Annotated in this window: 12 protein-coding genes; 10 read left to right on the plus strand and 2 right to left on the minus strand. The window is 68.7% G+C overall.

All coding sequences use genetic code 11. From position 1 onward, the window contains the following. Positions 1–167 precede the first annotated feature (167 nt). Positions 168–1817: a chaperonin GroEL gene (gene groL, locus LJ725_RS25585; RefSeq protein ID WP_230553789.1), complete on the minus strand. Its 1650-nt coding sequence runs from the start codon at positions 1815–1817 to the stop codon at positions 168–170. A gap of 193 nt (positions 1818–2010) precedes the next feature. Between groL and LJ725_RS25590 the strand changes: the two genes are divergently transcribed. Next, entirely contained in the window at positions 2011–2664 is a 654-nt protein-coding gene (locus tag LJ725_RS25590; protein ID WP_230553790.1) for a Crp/Fnr family transcriptional regulator, read from the plus strand. Positions 2665–2798: 134 nt separating this feature from the next. After that, positions 2799–3893: a sensor histidine kinase gene (locus LJ725_RS25595; RefSeq protein WP_230553791.1), complete on the plus strand. Its 1095-nt coding sequence runs from the start codon at positions 2799–2801 to the stop codon at positions 3891–3893. Positions 3894–3999: 106 nt separating this feature from the next. Here the strand turns inward: LJ725_RS25595 and arsB are convergent, their stop codons facing one another. Next, positions 4000–5055 carry an ACR3 family arsenite efflux transporter gene (gene arsB, locus LJ725_RS25600; protein WP_230553792.1) on the minus strand — a complete coding sequence of 352 codons (1056 nt, stop codon included), beginning with the start codon at positions 5053–5055 and terminating at the stop codon, positions 4000–4002. Positions 5056–5153: 98 nt separating this feature from the next. On the opposite strand from arsB, the gene LJ725_RS25605 reads away from it, so the two are divergent. The 8 genes from LJ725_RS25605 (at position 5154) to LJ725_RS25640 (ending at position 14561) form a co-directional block, all read left to right on the plus strand. Further along, positions 5154–6002: a metalloregulator ArsR/SmtB family transcription factor gene (locus LJ725_RS25605; RefSeq protein ID WP_268990874.1), complete on the plus strand. Its 849-nt coding sequence runs from the start codon at positions 5154–5156 to the stop codon at positions 6000–6002. Positions 6003–6015: 13 nt separating this feature from the next. Then, entirely contained in the window at positions 6016–7059 is a 1044-nt protein-coding gene (locus LJ725_RS25610) for an ArsJ-associated glyceraldehyde-3-phosphate dehydrogenase (RefSeq protein ID WP_230553794.1), read from the plus strand. Continuing rightward, positions 7059–8294 (plus strand): organoarsenical effux MFS transporter ArsJ, encoded by a 1236-nt coding sequence (gene arsJ / locus LJ725_RS25615; protein ID WP_230553795.1) that lies wholly within the window; start codon positions 7059–7061, stop codon positions 8292–8294. Before LJ725_RS25610 ends, arsJ begins: the two co-directional genes overlap by 1 nt. A gap of 121 nt (positions 8295–8415) precedes the next feature. Beyond that, a complete protein-coding gene (gene arsA / locus LJ725_RS25620) occupies positions 8416–10197 on the plus strand; it encodes an arsenical pump-driving ATPase (RefSeq protein ID WP_230553796.1) in 1782 nt (593 codons plus the stop codon). A gap of 91 nt (positions 10198–10288) precedes the next feature. Then, a complete protein-coding gene (locus tag LJ725_RS25625; RefSeq protein ID WP_230553797.1) occupies positions 10289–10609 on the plus strand; it encodes an ArsR/SmtB family transcription factor in 321 nt (106 codons plus the stop codon). Positions 10610–10666: 57 nt separating this feature from the next. Continuing rightward, the gene (locus LJ725_RS25630) at positions 10667–12094 is read left to right on the plus strand and encodes an FAD-dependent oxidoreductase (RefSeq protein ID WP_230553798.1); all 1428 of its coding nucleotides are present in this window, start codon (positions 10667–10669) and stop codon (positions 12092–12094) included. Positions 12095–12109: 15 nt separating this feature from the next. Next, positions 12110–13291 (plus strand): MFS transporter, encoded by a 1182-nt coding sequence (locus tag LJ725_RS25635; protein ID WP_230553799.1) that lies wholly within the window; start codon positions 12110–12112, stop codon positions 13289–13291. Then, a complete protein-coding gene (locus LJ725_RS25640) occupies positions 13281–14561 on the plus strand; it encodes an MFS transporter (RefSeq protein WP_230553800.1) in 1281 nt (426 codons plus the stop codon). Before LJ725_RS25635 ends, LJ725_RS25640 begins: the two co-directional genes overlap by 11 nt. Positions 14562–14587: the final 26 nt, after the last annotated feature.

Below are 14587 nucleotides of genomic sequence, written 5' to 3' on the forward strand. Positions count from 1 at the left end.
GACCTCTCGGTTGGGGTTTGCCGGATCGTGTGCGCGCCCCGGAGCGACGTGAGTTCGGATTCGGCAAGTGTCACCGTCGTGTCTGGATCACGCTTCGCGCCGCGCACGACGGTGAAGGTCCCTGGCCCGGGCCACGTCCGGTCGATCCGACCGGACGACGCCCCGCGCTAGAAGCCCATGCCGCCCATGCCGCCGCCCATTCCGCCACCCATGCCTCCCGGCATGCCGCCGCCCTCGCCGGGCAGTTCGGCGATCATCGCCTCGGTGGTGACGATCAGGCCCGCGACGGACGCCGCACCCTGCAGCGCGGTGCGCACGATCTTCACCGGATCGATGATGCCGGCCTTGATCATGTCGCCGTACTCGCCCTTCTGGGCATCGAAGCCGAAGTTGGCGTCCTTCTGGTCCAGCATGTGGCCGGCCACCACCGCGCCGTCATGGCCGGCGTTCTGCGCGATCTGGCGCACCGGCGCCTGCAGCGCGCGACGCACGATCTCGACGCCGACCTGCTGGTCGGGATTGGCGCCGCGGCAATCCTTGAGCACGCGGGTGGCGTAGAGCAGCGCCGCGCCGCCGCCGGCGACCACGCCCTCCTCGACCGCCGCCTTGGTCGCATGCATCGCATCCTCGACGCGGTCCTTCTTCTCCTTGACCGCGAACTCCGAGCCGCCGCCCACCTTGATGATGGCGACGCCGCCCGCGAGCTTGGCCAGCCGCTCCTGCAGCTTCTCGCGATCGTAGTCGGACTCGACCTTGTCGACCTGGGCGCGGATCTGCTTCACGCGCGCCTCGATGTCTTTCTTGTTGCCGGCGCCGTCGATGATCGTGGTGTTGTCCTTGTCGATGACGACGCGCTTGGCGGTGCCCAGCATCGCGAGCGTCACGCCCTCGAGCTTGGCACCGAGATCCTCGGAGATCTCCTGCGCCGCCGTGAGGATGGCGATGTCGCCCATCATGTCCTTGCGGCGGTCGCCGAAGCCCGGCGCCTTGACGGCCGCGACCTTGAGGCCGCCGCGCAGCTTGTTGACCACCAGCGTGGCCAGCACCTCGGCGTCGACATCCTCGGCAATGATCAGCAGCGGCTTGCCCGACTGCGCCACAAGCTCGAGCAGCGGCAGCACGGTCGAGAGGCCCGAGAGCTTCTTGTCGTGGATCAGGATGTAGGGGTTCTCAAGCTCGCAGCTCATCTTCGCGGCGTTGGTCACGAAGTAGGGCGAGAGGAAGCCGCGGTCGAACTGCATGCCCTCGACGACCTCGAGCTCGGAGTCGAGGGTGGTCGCCTCCTCGATGGTGATGACGCCCTCGTTGCCGACCTTCTTCATGGCGTCGGCGATCATCTTGCCGATCGCCTTCTCGCCGTTGGCCGACACGGTGCCGACCTGGGCGATCTCCTCGCTCGTCGAGACCTTGCGGGCGCGGCGCTTCAGCTCCTCGATCACCCAGCCGGTGGCGAGGTCGATGCCGCGCTTGAGGTCGAGCGGGTTCATGCCGGCGGCGACCGACTTGGCGCCCTCGCGGGCGATCGCCTGGGCGAGCACGGTGGCAGTGGTGGTGCCGTCGCCGGCAGTGTCGGAGGTGCGGGTCGCGACCTCGCGCACGAGCTGCGCGCCCATGTTCTCGAAGCGGTCGGAGAGATCGATCTCGCGGGCGACGGTGACCCCGTCCTTGGTGATGCGCGGCGCGCCGTACGACTTGGCGAGCACGACGTTGCGGCCCTTGGGGCCGAGCGTGACCTTGACGGAATCGGCCAGCATGTCGACCCCGCGCATCATGCGCGCGCGCGCGTCGCCGCCGAAGCGGACTTCCTTAGCAGTCATGGATTTTCCCCGGGAGGTGTTCTGAAAATGGCTCGGCCTGGACGTCGAACGGACGTGCAGGCCTGTTCGGGCCGCGGTGCGGCGCGTTCCCCCAAGATGGGGATGCGACCGTGCAAAAGCCAGCGATTAATCGGACGGGCTATGTCTGAAAGGCTACATTGCGGGCTCGGGGGTCACTATCGCAGGAGACTCCATGTCCAAGAAAGCAGCAGACCGCTTCGATCCCAAGGCTTTCCTGGCCACGGTGAGCCGCGGCCGCACGGTGGCGGAGCATCGCAAGAACGGCGTGATCTTCCGGCAGACCATGCCGGCGGATGCGGTGTTCTACGTCATGCGCGGCCGCGTGAAGATGGTCGTCACGTCCAAGCAGGGCAAGGAAGCCGTGGTCGGGATCATGGGTGCCGGCGAGTTCTTCGGCGAAGGCTGCCTGATCGGCCAGCCGCTCCGGCTGGCGACGGCCAAGGCTCTCGTCGATTGCGAGGTCATGCGGGTCGACAAGACCGAAATGATGCGCGTGCTGCACGAGGAGCCGGCGTTCGGCGAGCTGTTCATGAGGCATCTGCTGACGCGCAACAGCCGGGTCGAGGAGGACCTGGTCGACCAGCTGTTCAATTCCAGCGAGAAACGTCTGGCACGCACGCTTCTGCTGCTGGCGAACTTCGGCAAGGAAGGCGGACCGCAGCCGATCACCACGAAGATCAGCCAGGAGACGCTGGCCGAGATCATCGGCACGACGCGACCGCGGGTCAGCCATTTCATGAATAAGTTCAGGAAGCTGGGCTTCATCGAGTATAACGGCCACCTGCAGGTCCACAGCTCGCTGCTCTCCGTGCTGCTGCAGGATTAGCCAGGTGGAAGACGGGCTGGGTCCCGGTCATCCTGATCAGTATTGGACAGACTCGGGTGGCGGCACGGCCTAAGGTCTAGGTGCGTCGCGGCAGGGGACTTCATTCCCGCGATGTTCGCCGGGGGGCGCATTTCATGCTGCATCTCGTACCGCCCACGCAGGGCCCGACGTCGCACGACGGTTCCTTGGACCCGGCGCTCCGTTCCGGCATTGAGGCCGCGCGCCTCGCGGCAGTCGAACGCTACGGCATCCTCGACACGCCGCCTGAGCCCGCCTTCGACCATATCACCGCGCTGGCCGCCGAACTCTTCAGCGCCCCGATCGCCGTGCTGGGCTTCATCGGCACCGACCGTGTCTTCTTCAAGTCGCATCACGGGCTCGACGCGACGCAGGCCGGCCGCGGTGCCGATCCGGCCGCGCCGGTCATGACGCCGTGGCTGCGCACCCAGTTCGCCAACGGCTTCCATGCCGGCGTGCCGCTGCACTGTGCGGACGGATACGAGATCGGCACGCTGTGCGTGATCGACCGCCGCTCGCGCCGCATCGACGAGCAGCAGATGCGCCGGCTCCGCGCGCTGGGCGGCGTGGTGACCGACATGCTGACGATGCGGCTCTCCGCGCGCCGCGCACTGGCGCAGGCCGAGATGACAAGCCACGAGGTCGATCACCGGGCGATGAACAGCCTGCAGTTCGTGGCCAGCCTGCTGCAGTTGCAGAGCCGCGCCGCCGTCCTGCCCGAGACAGCGCAGCAGTTGCGCGCGGCGGCCAATCGCGTGCTGGCGGTGGCGCGCGTCCATCGCACCTTCACCACGATCGGCAAGACCGACCGCGTGCCGATCCTCGACCATCTGCGCACCCTCTGCGCGGAACTGTCGAGCAGTCTTGGCAGCGAGATCCGGCTGGAGAGCCACGACGAGGTCGAGGTGTCCAAGGCGCAGGTCCTGTCGATCGGCCTGATCGTGAACGAGCTGGTCACCAACGCCCGCAAGCATGCCGGCGATCCAATCAGCGTCATGTTTCGGCGCATCGACCCGACGCAGCACCAGCTCTGCGTGCTCGACAGCGGGCCGGGCCTCCCGACCGGGTTCGTCCCCACCGATTCGGCGGTCAATGGCCTCGGCATGAAGGTGGTGAACGCGCTGGCAGCCCAGCTCGCCGGTACTCTCACCGCCACCAACCATCCCACGGGCCACGGCGCCCGCTTCACGGTCACCTTCCCGGTCGCCTGACGACACCCGGTGCCGATCCACGCGCCGTCACCGCGGCGCGCTCCCGGCCTCCCTCGTCCAATTGGCAGCTACGCCGCCCGGGCAGAGGGCAAAGCCGGCGCCGGGTTCAGCCGGCCGGGTCGCGGTGGCGGGCGACGGAAGGGCCGCGTTCGTACCAGCCCTTGCTCGCGTTCACGATCTTCACCACCGAGAGCATGACGGGCACCTCGATCAGCACGCCAACCACGGTGGCAAGTGCGGCGCCGGACGAGAAGCCGAACAGGCCGATGGCGGCGGCGACCGCGAGTTCGAAGAAGTTGCTGGCGCCGATCAGCGCCGAGGGCGCGGCGACGCAATGCTGCTCGCCTGCGGCGCGGTTCAGCAGATAGGCCAGGCCTGAGTTGAAATAGACCTGGATCAGGATCGGCACCGCCAGCAGCGCGATGATCAGCGGCTGGGTGATGATTTGCTCGCCCTGGAAGCCGAACAGCAGCACCAGCGTCGCCAGCAACGCCACCAAAGAAGCGGGTTGCAGGCGCGCCAATAGACGCGCCAGCCCCGCCGGCCCGCCTTGGGCCAGCGCCCAGCGACGCACCAGCTGCGCCAGCACGACCGGAACCAGGATGTAGAGCACGACCGACAGGATCAGCGTCTGCCACGGCACGACGATGGCGGAGAGGCCGAGCAGCAGACCCACGATCGGCGCGAAGGCCACGAGCATGATCGCGTCGTTCAGCGCCACCTGCGTCAGCGTGAAGTCGGGCTCGCCGTCCGAGAGGTTGCTCCACACGAACACCATCGCGGTGCAGGGCGCCGCCGCCAGCAGGATGAGGCCCGCGACGTAGCTGTCGATCTGGTCGGCCGGCAGCCACGGCCGGAACAGATGGCCGATGAACAGCCAGCCCAGCGCCGCCATCGAGAAAGGCTTCACCGCCCAGTTGATGAAGAGGGTGACGCCGATCCCGCGCCAGTGCCGGCGCACCTCGGCGATGGCCGTGAAGTCGACCTTGACCAGCATCGGCACGATCATCAGCCAGATAAGCGCCGCGACCGGCAGGTTCACATGCGCCACCTCGGCCGCGCCGACGGCGTGGAACGCCTGCGGGAACAGATGCCCCAGCCCGATGCCCACGACGATGCAGGCGGCGACCCAAAGGGTCAGGTAACGCTCGAAAAGGGACATCCAGCCGTCTCCCGCTCCCCCGCCCGGCCGTTTGCCCGTCGACTCCCGCCGGGCGGCCGCGTAATACGTATGTCACACATTTGGACTATTCGAGAACTATGGAATCGTCTGACGTAGCTGCCGGATTTGCCGCCCTTTCGCAAGAGACCCGCCTCAACCTGATGCGGCTTCTGGCGAGCAAGGGGGCGTCCGGCATGGCGGCCGGCGAACTCGCCAGTGCCCTGGGTCAGGTGCCCTCGACGCTGTCGTTCCATCTGGCCGCTCTCGAACAGTCCGGCCTCATCCAGTCCACCCGGCAGAGCCGCAACATCATCTATGCGGTCCGCTTCGCCGGCCTGCGCGCGCTCTTCAGCTTCCTGACCGAGACGTGCTGTGGCGGACGACCGGACCTCTGTGGCGACCTGGCGCGACTCCTCCCCGAGGATCAACCCGAGGTTCACATGACTCCCGCCTTCAACGTCCTCTTCCTCTGCACGCACAACTCCGCCCGCTCCCTGATGGCCGAGGCGATCCTCGGCCAGGTCGGCAAGGGCCGGTTCAACGCCTACTCGGCTGGCTCCGATCCGGCACGCCAGCCGATGCAGGAGGTGCTAGCCCGGCTGAAGACGCTCGGTCACGACACCGCGGGCCTGCGCTGCAAGTCGTGGGACGAGTTTACCGGCCCAGATGCGCCGCGCATGGATTTCGTCATCACGCTCTGCGACATCCTGCAGGGCCAGCACTGTCCCGACTTCGGCGAGCGGCCGGTGACGGGCGCGTGGCCGCTGCCCGATCCCGCCAAGTTCATGGGCTCGGAGATCGAGCGCGCGACCATGATCAACGAGCTCTACGGCATGATCCGCCGGCGCCTCGAGATCTTCGTCAACCTGCCCTATGCCTCGCTCGACCGGATGGCGCTGAAGAAGCGTCTCGACGAGATCGGCGATACCGCCCGCGTGCCGGCCTGAGGCGGAGACGGCGATGAAGATCGGCATCAACGGCATGGGCCGCATGGGGCGCCTCGCGCTGCGCGCGGCGCTGGGCGGCATCCCTCGCCCCGCCGACGATCCGCGGCGCGACAACCGTCTCGAGGTCGTGCATCTCAACGAGATCAAGGGCGGCGTCGAGGCGACGGCGCATCTGCTGGAGTTCGACAGCATGCACGGCCGCTGGCAAACCTCGTTCGAGGTCGATCGCGATCGTGGCCTCGCGGTCGGCGGCACCTATCTGGGCTTCAGCGCGGCGGCCGCGCCGGGCGACGTCGCCTGGGGCGATCTCGGCTGCGAGATGGTGCTGGAATGCACCGGAAAGTTCCTGAAGCCCGAGCAGCTCCAGGCCTATTTCGACCGCGGCGTGAAGAAGGTGATCGTGGCCGCGCCGGTCAAGGACGAGCGCGCGCTGAACGTCGTGGTCGGCGTCAACGACCGGCTCTACGAGCCCGACCGGCACCATCTGCTGACGGCGGCTTCCTGTACGACCAACTGTCTCGCGCCCGTGGTCAAGGTCGTGCACGAGCAGATCGGCATCCGGCACGGACAGATCACGACCATCCATGCGCCGACCAACACCAACGTTGTGGTCGATGCGCCGCACAAGGACCTGCGCCGCGCGCGCTCGGCCCTGCTGTCGCTGCAGCCGACGACAACGGGCAGCGCCACGGCGATCACCGTCATCTATCCAGAGCTGAAGGGAAAGCTGAACGGCCATGCGGTGCGCGCGCCGGTACTGAACGCCAGCCTCACCGACTGCGTGTTCGAACTCTCGCGCGCCACCAGCGAAGAAGAGGTCAACGATCTCTTCCGCGCCGCGGCCCGCGGACCGCTGGCCGGCATCCTGGGCTTCGAGGCGCGTCCCCTCGTCTCGGCCGACTATTGCAACGACACGCGCAGCTCGATCGTCGACGGGCCCAGCACGATGGTGACCGACGGCACGCTGCTCAAGGTCTATGCCTGGTACGACAACGAGGTCGGCTATGTCTGCCGCATGGTCGACCTCGCCCGCCAGGTGATCGACGCGGGCCGGTGATGGCAACGTCGGCGCGCAACTACCTTGTCGTCACGGCCTCCTACTGGGGCTTCACGCTGGTCGACGGCGCGCTGCGCATGCTGGTGCTGCTGCACTTCTTCAAGCTGGGCTACTCGCCCTTCACGCTGGCCTTCCTGTTTCTGCTCTACGAGTTCGCGGGCATCGTCGCCAATCTCGCGGGCGGCTGGCTGGCGACGCGCTTCGGCATCCCGCGCATGCTGATGACGGGCCAGGTGTTGCAGATCGCGAGCCTGCTATTGCTCTCGGCGCTCGATCCGGCCTGGACCGCCCTCGTCTCCATCGCCTGGGTGGTCGCGGCACAAGGCATCGCGGGACTGGCCAAGGACTTCACCAAGACGGCCTCCAAATCAGCCATCAAGGCGACGGCCGGCGACGGCGCGGGGCGTCTCTTCAAATGGGTGGCATGGTTCACCGGCTCGAAGAACGCGATGAAGGGCATCGGCTTCTTCCTGGGCGGGCTGCTGCTCGACGCGGTGGGCTTCCGGCCCGCGCTCTGGCTCATGGCGGGGCTGCTGCTGGTCGTGCTCGTCGCCGGGCTGCTCCTGCTGCCGCGCGAGCTTGGCAAGGCCAAGGCCTCGAAGTCGATGCGCGAACTGTTCGCCAAGTCGGCCGGCGTGAACCTGCTGGCGGCGGCGCGCATCTTCCTGTTCGGCGCGCGAGACGTCTGGTTCGTCGTCGGCCTGCCGGTGTTCCTCTACGCTTCGGGCTGGCGCTTCGTGGAAGTGGGCGCCTTCCTCGCCGCCTGGACGATCGCCTATGGCGGGCTGCAGGCCGTGGCGCCCGCGCTCGTGATGCGCAGCGCCGACGGTCTCAGCCGCGAAGTGCCCGGCGCGCGCCTGTGGGCGGGCCTCCTGCTCGCCGTGCCGCTGGCGATCGCCCTGCTGCTCGCCGAGCCGACGGGACTGCGGCCCGACCTCGTCGTCACAGCGGGGCTCGCGCTGTTCGCGCTGCCTTTCGCGGTCAACTCCTCGCTGCACTCCTACCTGATCCTGGCCTATGCCGGCTCGGAGAAGGCCGCCGAGGACGTCGGCTTCTACTATGCCGCCAACGCCGCCGGCCGGTTGGCCGGCACGCTGCTGTCGGGACTCTTCTATCAATGGGGCGGGATCGCGGGCTGCCTCCTCGCCTCGGCGGCGATGCTGCTGGCCTGCTGGATCGTCACCTTCCTATTGCCGTCCCGGCGCGCCGACGTGCCCGGCCCGCGAACGGCCTGACGCCCGTCGCACCCCTCACCGCACTGCCTTGCGCTGGCGCAAGGCGGTCGTGCGACTGATGTGTTCCAAGGCGCGATTGTCATGGGCCTTCCGGCAGGCCGTTCACGCTCGGAGCCAACACATGCCTTCCACGATCCCGCTGGGCCTCCTCGCGACTCCCACGCGCCACCTGTTCTTCACCGGCAAGGGCGGCGTCGGGAAGACGACGCTGGCCTGCGCCGCCGCCCTCGCGCTTGCCGACCGGGGGCGGTCGGTTCTGCTGATCAGCACCGACCCGGCGTCGAACCTCGACGAGATGTTCGCCACGACGCTGTCGAACGAGCCGCGGCCGGTGCCGGGTGTGCTCCGCCTGTCGGCGATGAACATCGATCCGGAAGCCGCCGCGGAGTCTTATCGGCGTCGCGTCCTGGAGCAGCTCGGCGCCGATGTCACCGACGCCGAACGCGAGTCCGTGCGCGAACGGCTTTCCGGCGCCTGCACGATGGAGATCGCCGCTTTCGACGAGTTCGTGGGCCTCCTGGCTACCCGCGCCGACGCGTTCGATCACGTCGTGTTCGACACCGCGCCCACCGGGCACACGCTGCGCCTGCTGAGCCTGCCCCGCGCGTGGACCGGCTTCCTGGAGGGCAACGACCGCGGCGCTTCGTGCCTAGGTCCGCATTCCGGCCTCAAGATGCAGGAGGAGAGATTCAAGGCCGCACTCGCCACGCTGGGCGACCCGAAGAGCACGACCATCGTCCTGGTCAGCCGCCCGGATCGTGGCGCCATGCGCGAAGCGGCGCGGACCAGCGCCGAACTGAAGGCGCTCGGCCTCACCAACCAGCATCTCGCCATCAACGGCATCTTCGTCGCGACGGATCGCGGCGATGCCGTCGCGCGATCGATCGAGGCGCTCGGCGAGCAGGTCCTCGCCGCGTTGCCCGAGGCTTTGCGGGGCCTGCCGCAGGACCGCGTACCACTGCGGTCCTTCGACATGGTGGGGCTGGACGCACTGCGGCAGGTCCTTGCCGGCGAGCCTGAACTCCGTGTGGAAGCCGTCACCGACGCGGAGCCAGCGGCGGAAACGGCGATTCCGGCGCTGGGCCGGCTGGTCGACGAACTCGCCTCGGCCGGCCGCGGGCTGATCATGGTCATGGGCAAGGGCGGCGTGGGGAAGACGACCATCGCCGCCGCGCTCGCGGTGGGCCTGGTGAAGCGCGGGCACAGCGTTCACCTCAGCACGACCGATCCGGCCGCCCATCTCGCCTCGACGATCGAAGCGACGATGGAAGGCCTGCGGGTCGATCGCATCGATCCGCGCGAGGAAACGCAGCGTTACGTCGAGCGGGTCATGGCATCCCGCGCCGCCGACCTCGACTCGGCAGGGCTCGCCCTGCTGCGCGAGGACCTTGCCTCCCCTTGCACCGAGGAAGTCGCGGTCTTCCATGCCTTCTCGCGCATCGTAATGGAGGCGCGCAGCGCCTTCGTCGTGCTGGACACCGCGCCGACCGGGCACACGCTCCTGTTGATGGACGCAGCCGGCGCCTATCACCGCGAGATGATTCGGACCGCCGGCGCCCTGGGCACCCCGGCCGCGGGACGGATCGTGACGCCCCTGATGAGGCTGCAGGATCCGGACTATTCGCGGATCATCCTGGTCTCATTGCCCGAAACGACGCCCGTCTCCGAGGCCGCCGCGCTACAGGAAGATCTGCGCCGCGCCCATATCGAGCCCTACGCGTGGGTCATCAACCGCAGCCTGGTGGGAAGCGGGACGCACGATCCTCTGCTCGTCCGGCGCCTGCACGGCGAGCGCGCGCAGATCGACCGCGTCCGGCAGGGCCTCGCGCGGCGACTCTATATGCTGCCATGGCAGGCAACCCCACCCGAGGGCCCCACGGCCCTGGCAGGCCTCGTCGTCTAGCGCGCCGTAAGGCTCCGCCAACATCCGATCGTATTTCTAACATTCTAGAAATATGGTTGACTCTTTCGGTAGCGTGCCTACATTCGACGGTATGAAACTCGACGATGCCGCCGCCCGCCTCGAAGCGCTGGGCAATCCGACCCGGCTGAAGATCTATCGCGCCCTGGTGCGGGCCGGTGCCGAGGGCATGCCGGTCGGCCGGCTTCAGACCAAGCTCGATGTCGCGGCCTCGACCCTGTCGCATCACATCAAGTCACTGGTGATCGTGGGCCTCGTCACGCAGGTGCGCGAAGGTGCGACGCTCGTCTGCCATGCCAACTATGAGTTGATGCACGAGCTGCTCGGCTACATGGCCGAGGAATGCTGCGCCGACGGCGTCTGTCCGCCCAAGGTGGCGACGCGTGTCGCCTAGATGACGGTTTTGTTGCGCCCAGTCCTTCCAATATTCTAGAAGTATAGGAGACCAGACATGCCCGATTCGATCACCCGTCCGAAGACGGTCGCCGTCATCGGCGCCGGCCCCGTCGGCCTCGCCGCCGCCGCGCATCTGCTCGAGCGCGGGCTGGAGCCCGTCGTGCTGGAGGCCGGCCCCGCCGTGGGCCATGCGGTGCGCCAATGGCGCCACGTCCGCATGTTCTCGCCCTGGGAATACAACATCGACAAGGCGGCGGAGCGGCTGCTCGCGGGCGCCGGCTGGAACCGGCCGCAGCCCGACCACTATCCGACCGGCGCAGAGCTGGTGGAGCAGTATCTCGAGCCGCTGGCGACCCGCACGCCGCTCAAGGACCGCATCCGCACGCAGAGCCTGGTGACGGCGATCGGCCGCGCCGGCTTCGACAAGGTGAAGACCAAGGGCCGCGACGCCGCACCCTTCGAGATCCGCTACCAGAACGGCAAGGGTCCGGAAGTGCTGCGCGCCGACGCCGTCATCGACGCGACGGGTACCTGGTTCTCGCCCAACCCCGCCGGCGCCAACGGCCTGCCCGCCATCGGCGAGCGCGAGGCGCAAGACCGTATCGCCTACGGCATGCCCGACGTGCTGGGCCGCGACCGAGCGCGCTATGCCGGCCGCTGCGTGGCCGTGCTGGGCGCCGGCCATTCCGCCGTCGGTATGCTGATCGACCTCGCCCGGCTGAAGGACGAAGTCCCCGCGACCGAGATCGTCTGGCTGCTGCGCGGCGAGTCTCCGGAAAAGTCGTTCGGCGGTGGCGCGGCCGACCAGCTGTCGGCGCGCGGTGCGCTGGGCATCGCCTTCGCCAACCTCGTGACGAGCGGACGCATCCAGACCGAGAGCGGCTTCCGCGTGAATCGCATCGCACGCGAGGGCGATCGCATCGTCGTCGCGGCCGCCGGCTGCCCGGGCCGTCACGTCGCGGTCGACGAGCTCGTGGTCTCGACCGGCTTCCGGCCCGACCTCGACTTCCTGCGCGAGATCCGGCTGTCCCTCGATCCCGCGCTCGAATGCCCGCCGGCGCTGGCGCCTCTGATCGATCCCAACGAGCACAGCTGCGGCAGCGTGCGCCCCCACGGCGCGCGCGAACTCGCCCAGCCCGAGGCCGGCTTCTACTTCGCCGGCATGAAGTCCTACGGCCGCGCGCCCACCTTCCTGGCAATGACGGGCTACGAGCAGGTCCGCTCGATTGCCGCCGAGATCGCGGGCGACCACGAGGCGGCCCGCAAGGTCGAACTGGTCCTGCCGGAAACCGGCGTGTGCAACGGCGCCCCAGCCTCGCTCACATCCGCACTTGCGGGCACTGCCGCCGCAGCAGCGGGCTGCTGCGGCCCCGTGGCGACCTCCGGCTGTGCCGCGCCCTCGCCTGCAGCCTCGTCGAGCTGTGGCACGCTCACCAAGCCCGCCGCACAGGCGACGGGTTGCTGCGGCCCCAAGGTCGCGTGATCGCGCCGCTCCTCGATGCGTGACAGTCGGTTCCTGACGGTCGTCGTCCTGGGATCGACGCAGACCCTGGCCTGGGCCTCGAGCTACTACCTGCCCGCGATCATCGCGGACAGGATCGCGGGCGATACCGGCGTATCGACCAATTGGCTGTTCGGCACCTTCTCGGCCTCCCTTATCCTGTCGGCCCTGCTGGGCCCGCGCGTCGGTCGGGCGATTGATCGCGCCGGCGGCAATGGCGTGCTGGCGGCATCGAGCGTGCTGTTCGCGACCGGGCTCTGCCTCCTTGCCGCCGCACATTCCCTCGCACTGCTGGTCGCGGCATGGATCGTCCTCGGCGTCGGGATGGGGCTCGGCCTCTACGACGCCGCCTTCGCCGCGCTCGGTCGCCTCTATGGCATGGAGGCGCGCAAGCCGATCACCGGCATCACCCTGATCGCGGGCTTCGCCAGCACCATCGGCTGGCCGCTCACCGCCTGGGGTGCCACGACGCTGGGATGGCGCGAGACCTGTCTCCTGTGGGCGGCGGTACACCTCTTCGTTGGCCTGCCGCTCAACTACTGGATGCTGCCGCGCCCGGCGGCAGCTGCGGCCGGCCAGCCGGGCAAGGCAACGGCAAGCGAAGTCGTGCCGCTCGACCGCACGATGATCCTGCTGGCCTTCGCCTTCTCCGCCGTCTGGATCGTGTCGGCCGGCATGGCCGCACACTTCCCGCGCATCCTCGAAGCGGCGGGCGCCTCGCCCACACAGGCGATCGCCGCGGGCGTGCTGATCGGACCGGCGCAGGTCGCCGCGCGCCTGCTCGAAGCCGGACCGCTCGGCCGCTTCCACCCTCTGACGACGGCGCGACTGGCCTGCGTGACGCATCCCGTCGGTGCGGCCGTCATCCTCGCGGCAGGCGGCGGCGTCGCCGCCAGCGCCTTCGCGGTGCTGCACGGCTCGGGCAACGGCATCCTCACCATCGCGCGCGGGACCGTGCCGCTCTCGCTCTACGGCCCGGCCAACTACGGCTATCGCCTCGGCATCCTCGGCGCCCCCTCGCGCTTCCTCTCGGCCGGCGCGCCCCTCGCCTTCGCGCTGCTGCTCGATCATCTTGGTGCCGGAGTGCTGGTCGTATCGTCGCTGCTCAGCCTCTCGGCCATGCTGGCACTCTGCCTCATCAGGCGACCGACTCCTCACATGGTGTCTCATGCCAGCTGACAACCCCGCTCCCGCAACGCCCGCACTGGTCTCCGGTGCGCGGCTCGTCGCCGTCGTCTGCGCGGCGCAGATATTCGTGCAGCTCGGCGCCGGCTTCTGGCCCGCGCTCCTGCCGCAGATGATGGAGAACTGGCGACTGACCAACAGCGAGGCCGGCTGGATCACCGCCATCTTCTTCGGCGCCTACATGGTCTCGGTGCCGGTGCTGGTGACGCTCACCGACCGTGTCGACGCCAAGCGCATCTACCTGTTCGGTGTCGCCTGCACCGTGCTGGGGCACCTTCTTTTCGGCCTGACGGCCGACGGCTTCTGGTCGGCGATGGCCACGCGTGCGCTGGCCGGGCTGGGCTGGGCCGGCACCTATATGACGGGGCTCAAGCTGCTGGCCGACCAGGTGACACCGAAGCTCATGTCGCGTGCCGTTACCGGACACGCCGCGAGCATCGGCATCTCGGGCGCGGTCTCCTACCTGCTGGGCGATGTGCTGGCCGACCAGTTCGGCTGGCGCCTGGCCTTCGTGTTTTCGGCCGCCACCGCCTTCATCGCCTGGCTGATGGTGGCCTCAGTCGTACCGTCACGTCGTGCGCGTCCCGCGACCAGCCAGCAGACACCGGCCAAGCCCGCATCGGGTGGCGGCCTGTTCGACTTCCGGCCTGTGATCCGCAACAGCTCCTCGTTCGCCTACTCGGTCGTCTACTGCGTGCATACGCTCGAGATGAGCGCGCTGCGCGGCTGGGGCGTCGCCTTCCTCGCCTTCGTCGCCACCCATACAGGCCTTAAGGACGAGACTCTGTCGCCTGCCCTCGTCGTGACGGTGCTGGCGCTGCTCGGCACGCTGGCGAGCATCGCGGGCAACGAGGCCTCGATCCGTTTCGGACGCCGCCGCCTGGTCGCCACCGCGATGATCCTCTCGATCGGCTTCGCCGCCATCGTGGGCTTCGCCGGTTCGACCAGCTACTGGCTCGCGGTCGGCCTGCTGATCGCCTACGGCATGGTCGTGTGGCTCGATTCCTCGTCGGTCACGGCAGGCGCCGCCGGCAACGCCGAGCCTGCACGCCGCGGCGCCACCCTCGCCGTCCATTCGACACTGGGTTACGCGGGCGGCTTCGTCGGCCCCCTCATCATCGGCTGGACCCTCGACCTCGCCGGCGGCATGTCCCCGATGGCCTGGGGCCTCGCCTTCGCCAGCATCGGCGTGCTGATCCTCCTTACGCTCGTCGCCTTCCTCATGATGCGCCCCGCCAACCTGTTGGGCGACCACGGGCGGTAGCGACCCTGTCGAAGCATCGAGCCGGA

Origin of the sequence: Reyranella aquatilis, from assembly GCF_020880995.1 — a bacterium.
Taxonomy (GTDB): domain Bacteria; phylum Pseudomonadota; class Alphaproteobacteria; order Reyranellales; family Reyranellaceae; genus Reyranella; species Reyranella aquatilis.

Coding starts and splice junctions, on each gene's coding strand:
- groL (WP_230553789.1), bottom strand. CDS start 1,817: ATGACTGCTAAGGAAGTCCGCTTCGGCGGCGACGCGCGCGCGCGCATG.
- LJ725_RS25590 (WP_230553790.1), top strand. CDS start 2,011: ATGTCCAAGAAAGCAGCAGACCGCTTCGATCCCAAGGCTTTCCTGGCC.
- LJ725_RS25595 (WP_230553791.1), top strand. CDS start 2,799: ATGCTGCATCTCGTACCGCCCACGCAGGGCCCGACGTCGCACGACGGT.
- arsB (WP_230553792.1), bottom strand. CDS start 5,055: ATGTCCCTTTTCGAGCGTTACCTGACCCTTTGGGTCGCCGCCTGCATC.
- LJ725_RS25605 (WP_268990874.1), top strand. CDS start 5,154: ATGGAATCGTCTGACGTAGCTGCCGGATTTGCCGCCCTTTCGCAAGAG.
- LJ725_RS25610 (WP_230553794.1), top strand. CDS start 6,016: ATGAAGATCGGCATCAACGGCATGGGCCGCATGGGGCGCCTCGCGCTG.
- arsJ (WP_230553795.1), top strand. CDS start 7,059: ATGGCAACGTCGGCGCGCAACTACCTTGTCGTCACGGCCTCCTACTGG.
- arsA (WP_230553796.1), top strand. CDS start 8,416: ATGCCTTCCACGATCCCGCTGGGCCTCCTCGCGACTCCCACGCGCCAC.
- LJ725_RS25625 (WP_230553797.1), top strand. CDS start 10,289: ATGAAACTCGACGATGCCGCCGCCCGCCTCGAAGCGCTGGGCAATCCG.
- LJ725_RS25630 (WP_230553798.1), top strand. CDS start 10,667: ATGCCCGATTCGATCACCCGTCCGAAGACGGTCGCCGTCATCGGCGCC.
- LJ725_RS25635 (WP_230553799.1), top strand. CDS start 12,110: ATGCGTGACAGTCGGTTCCTGACGGTCGTCGTCCTGGGATCGACGCAG.
- LJ725_RS25640 (WP_230553800.1), top strand. CDS start 13,281: ATGCCAGCTGACAACCCCGCTCCCGCAACGCCCGCACTGGTCTCCGGT.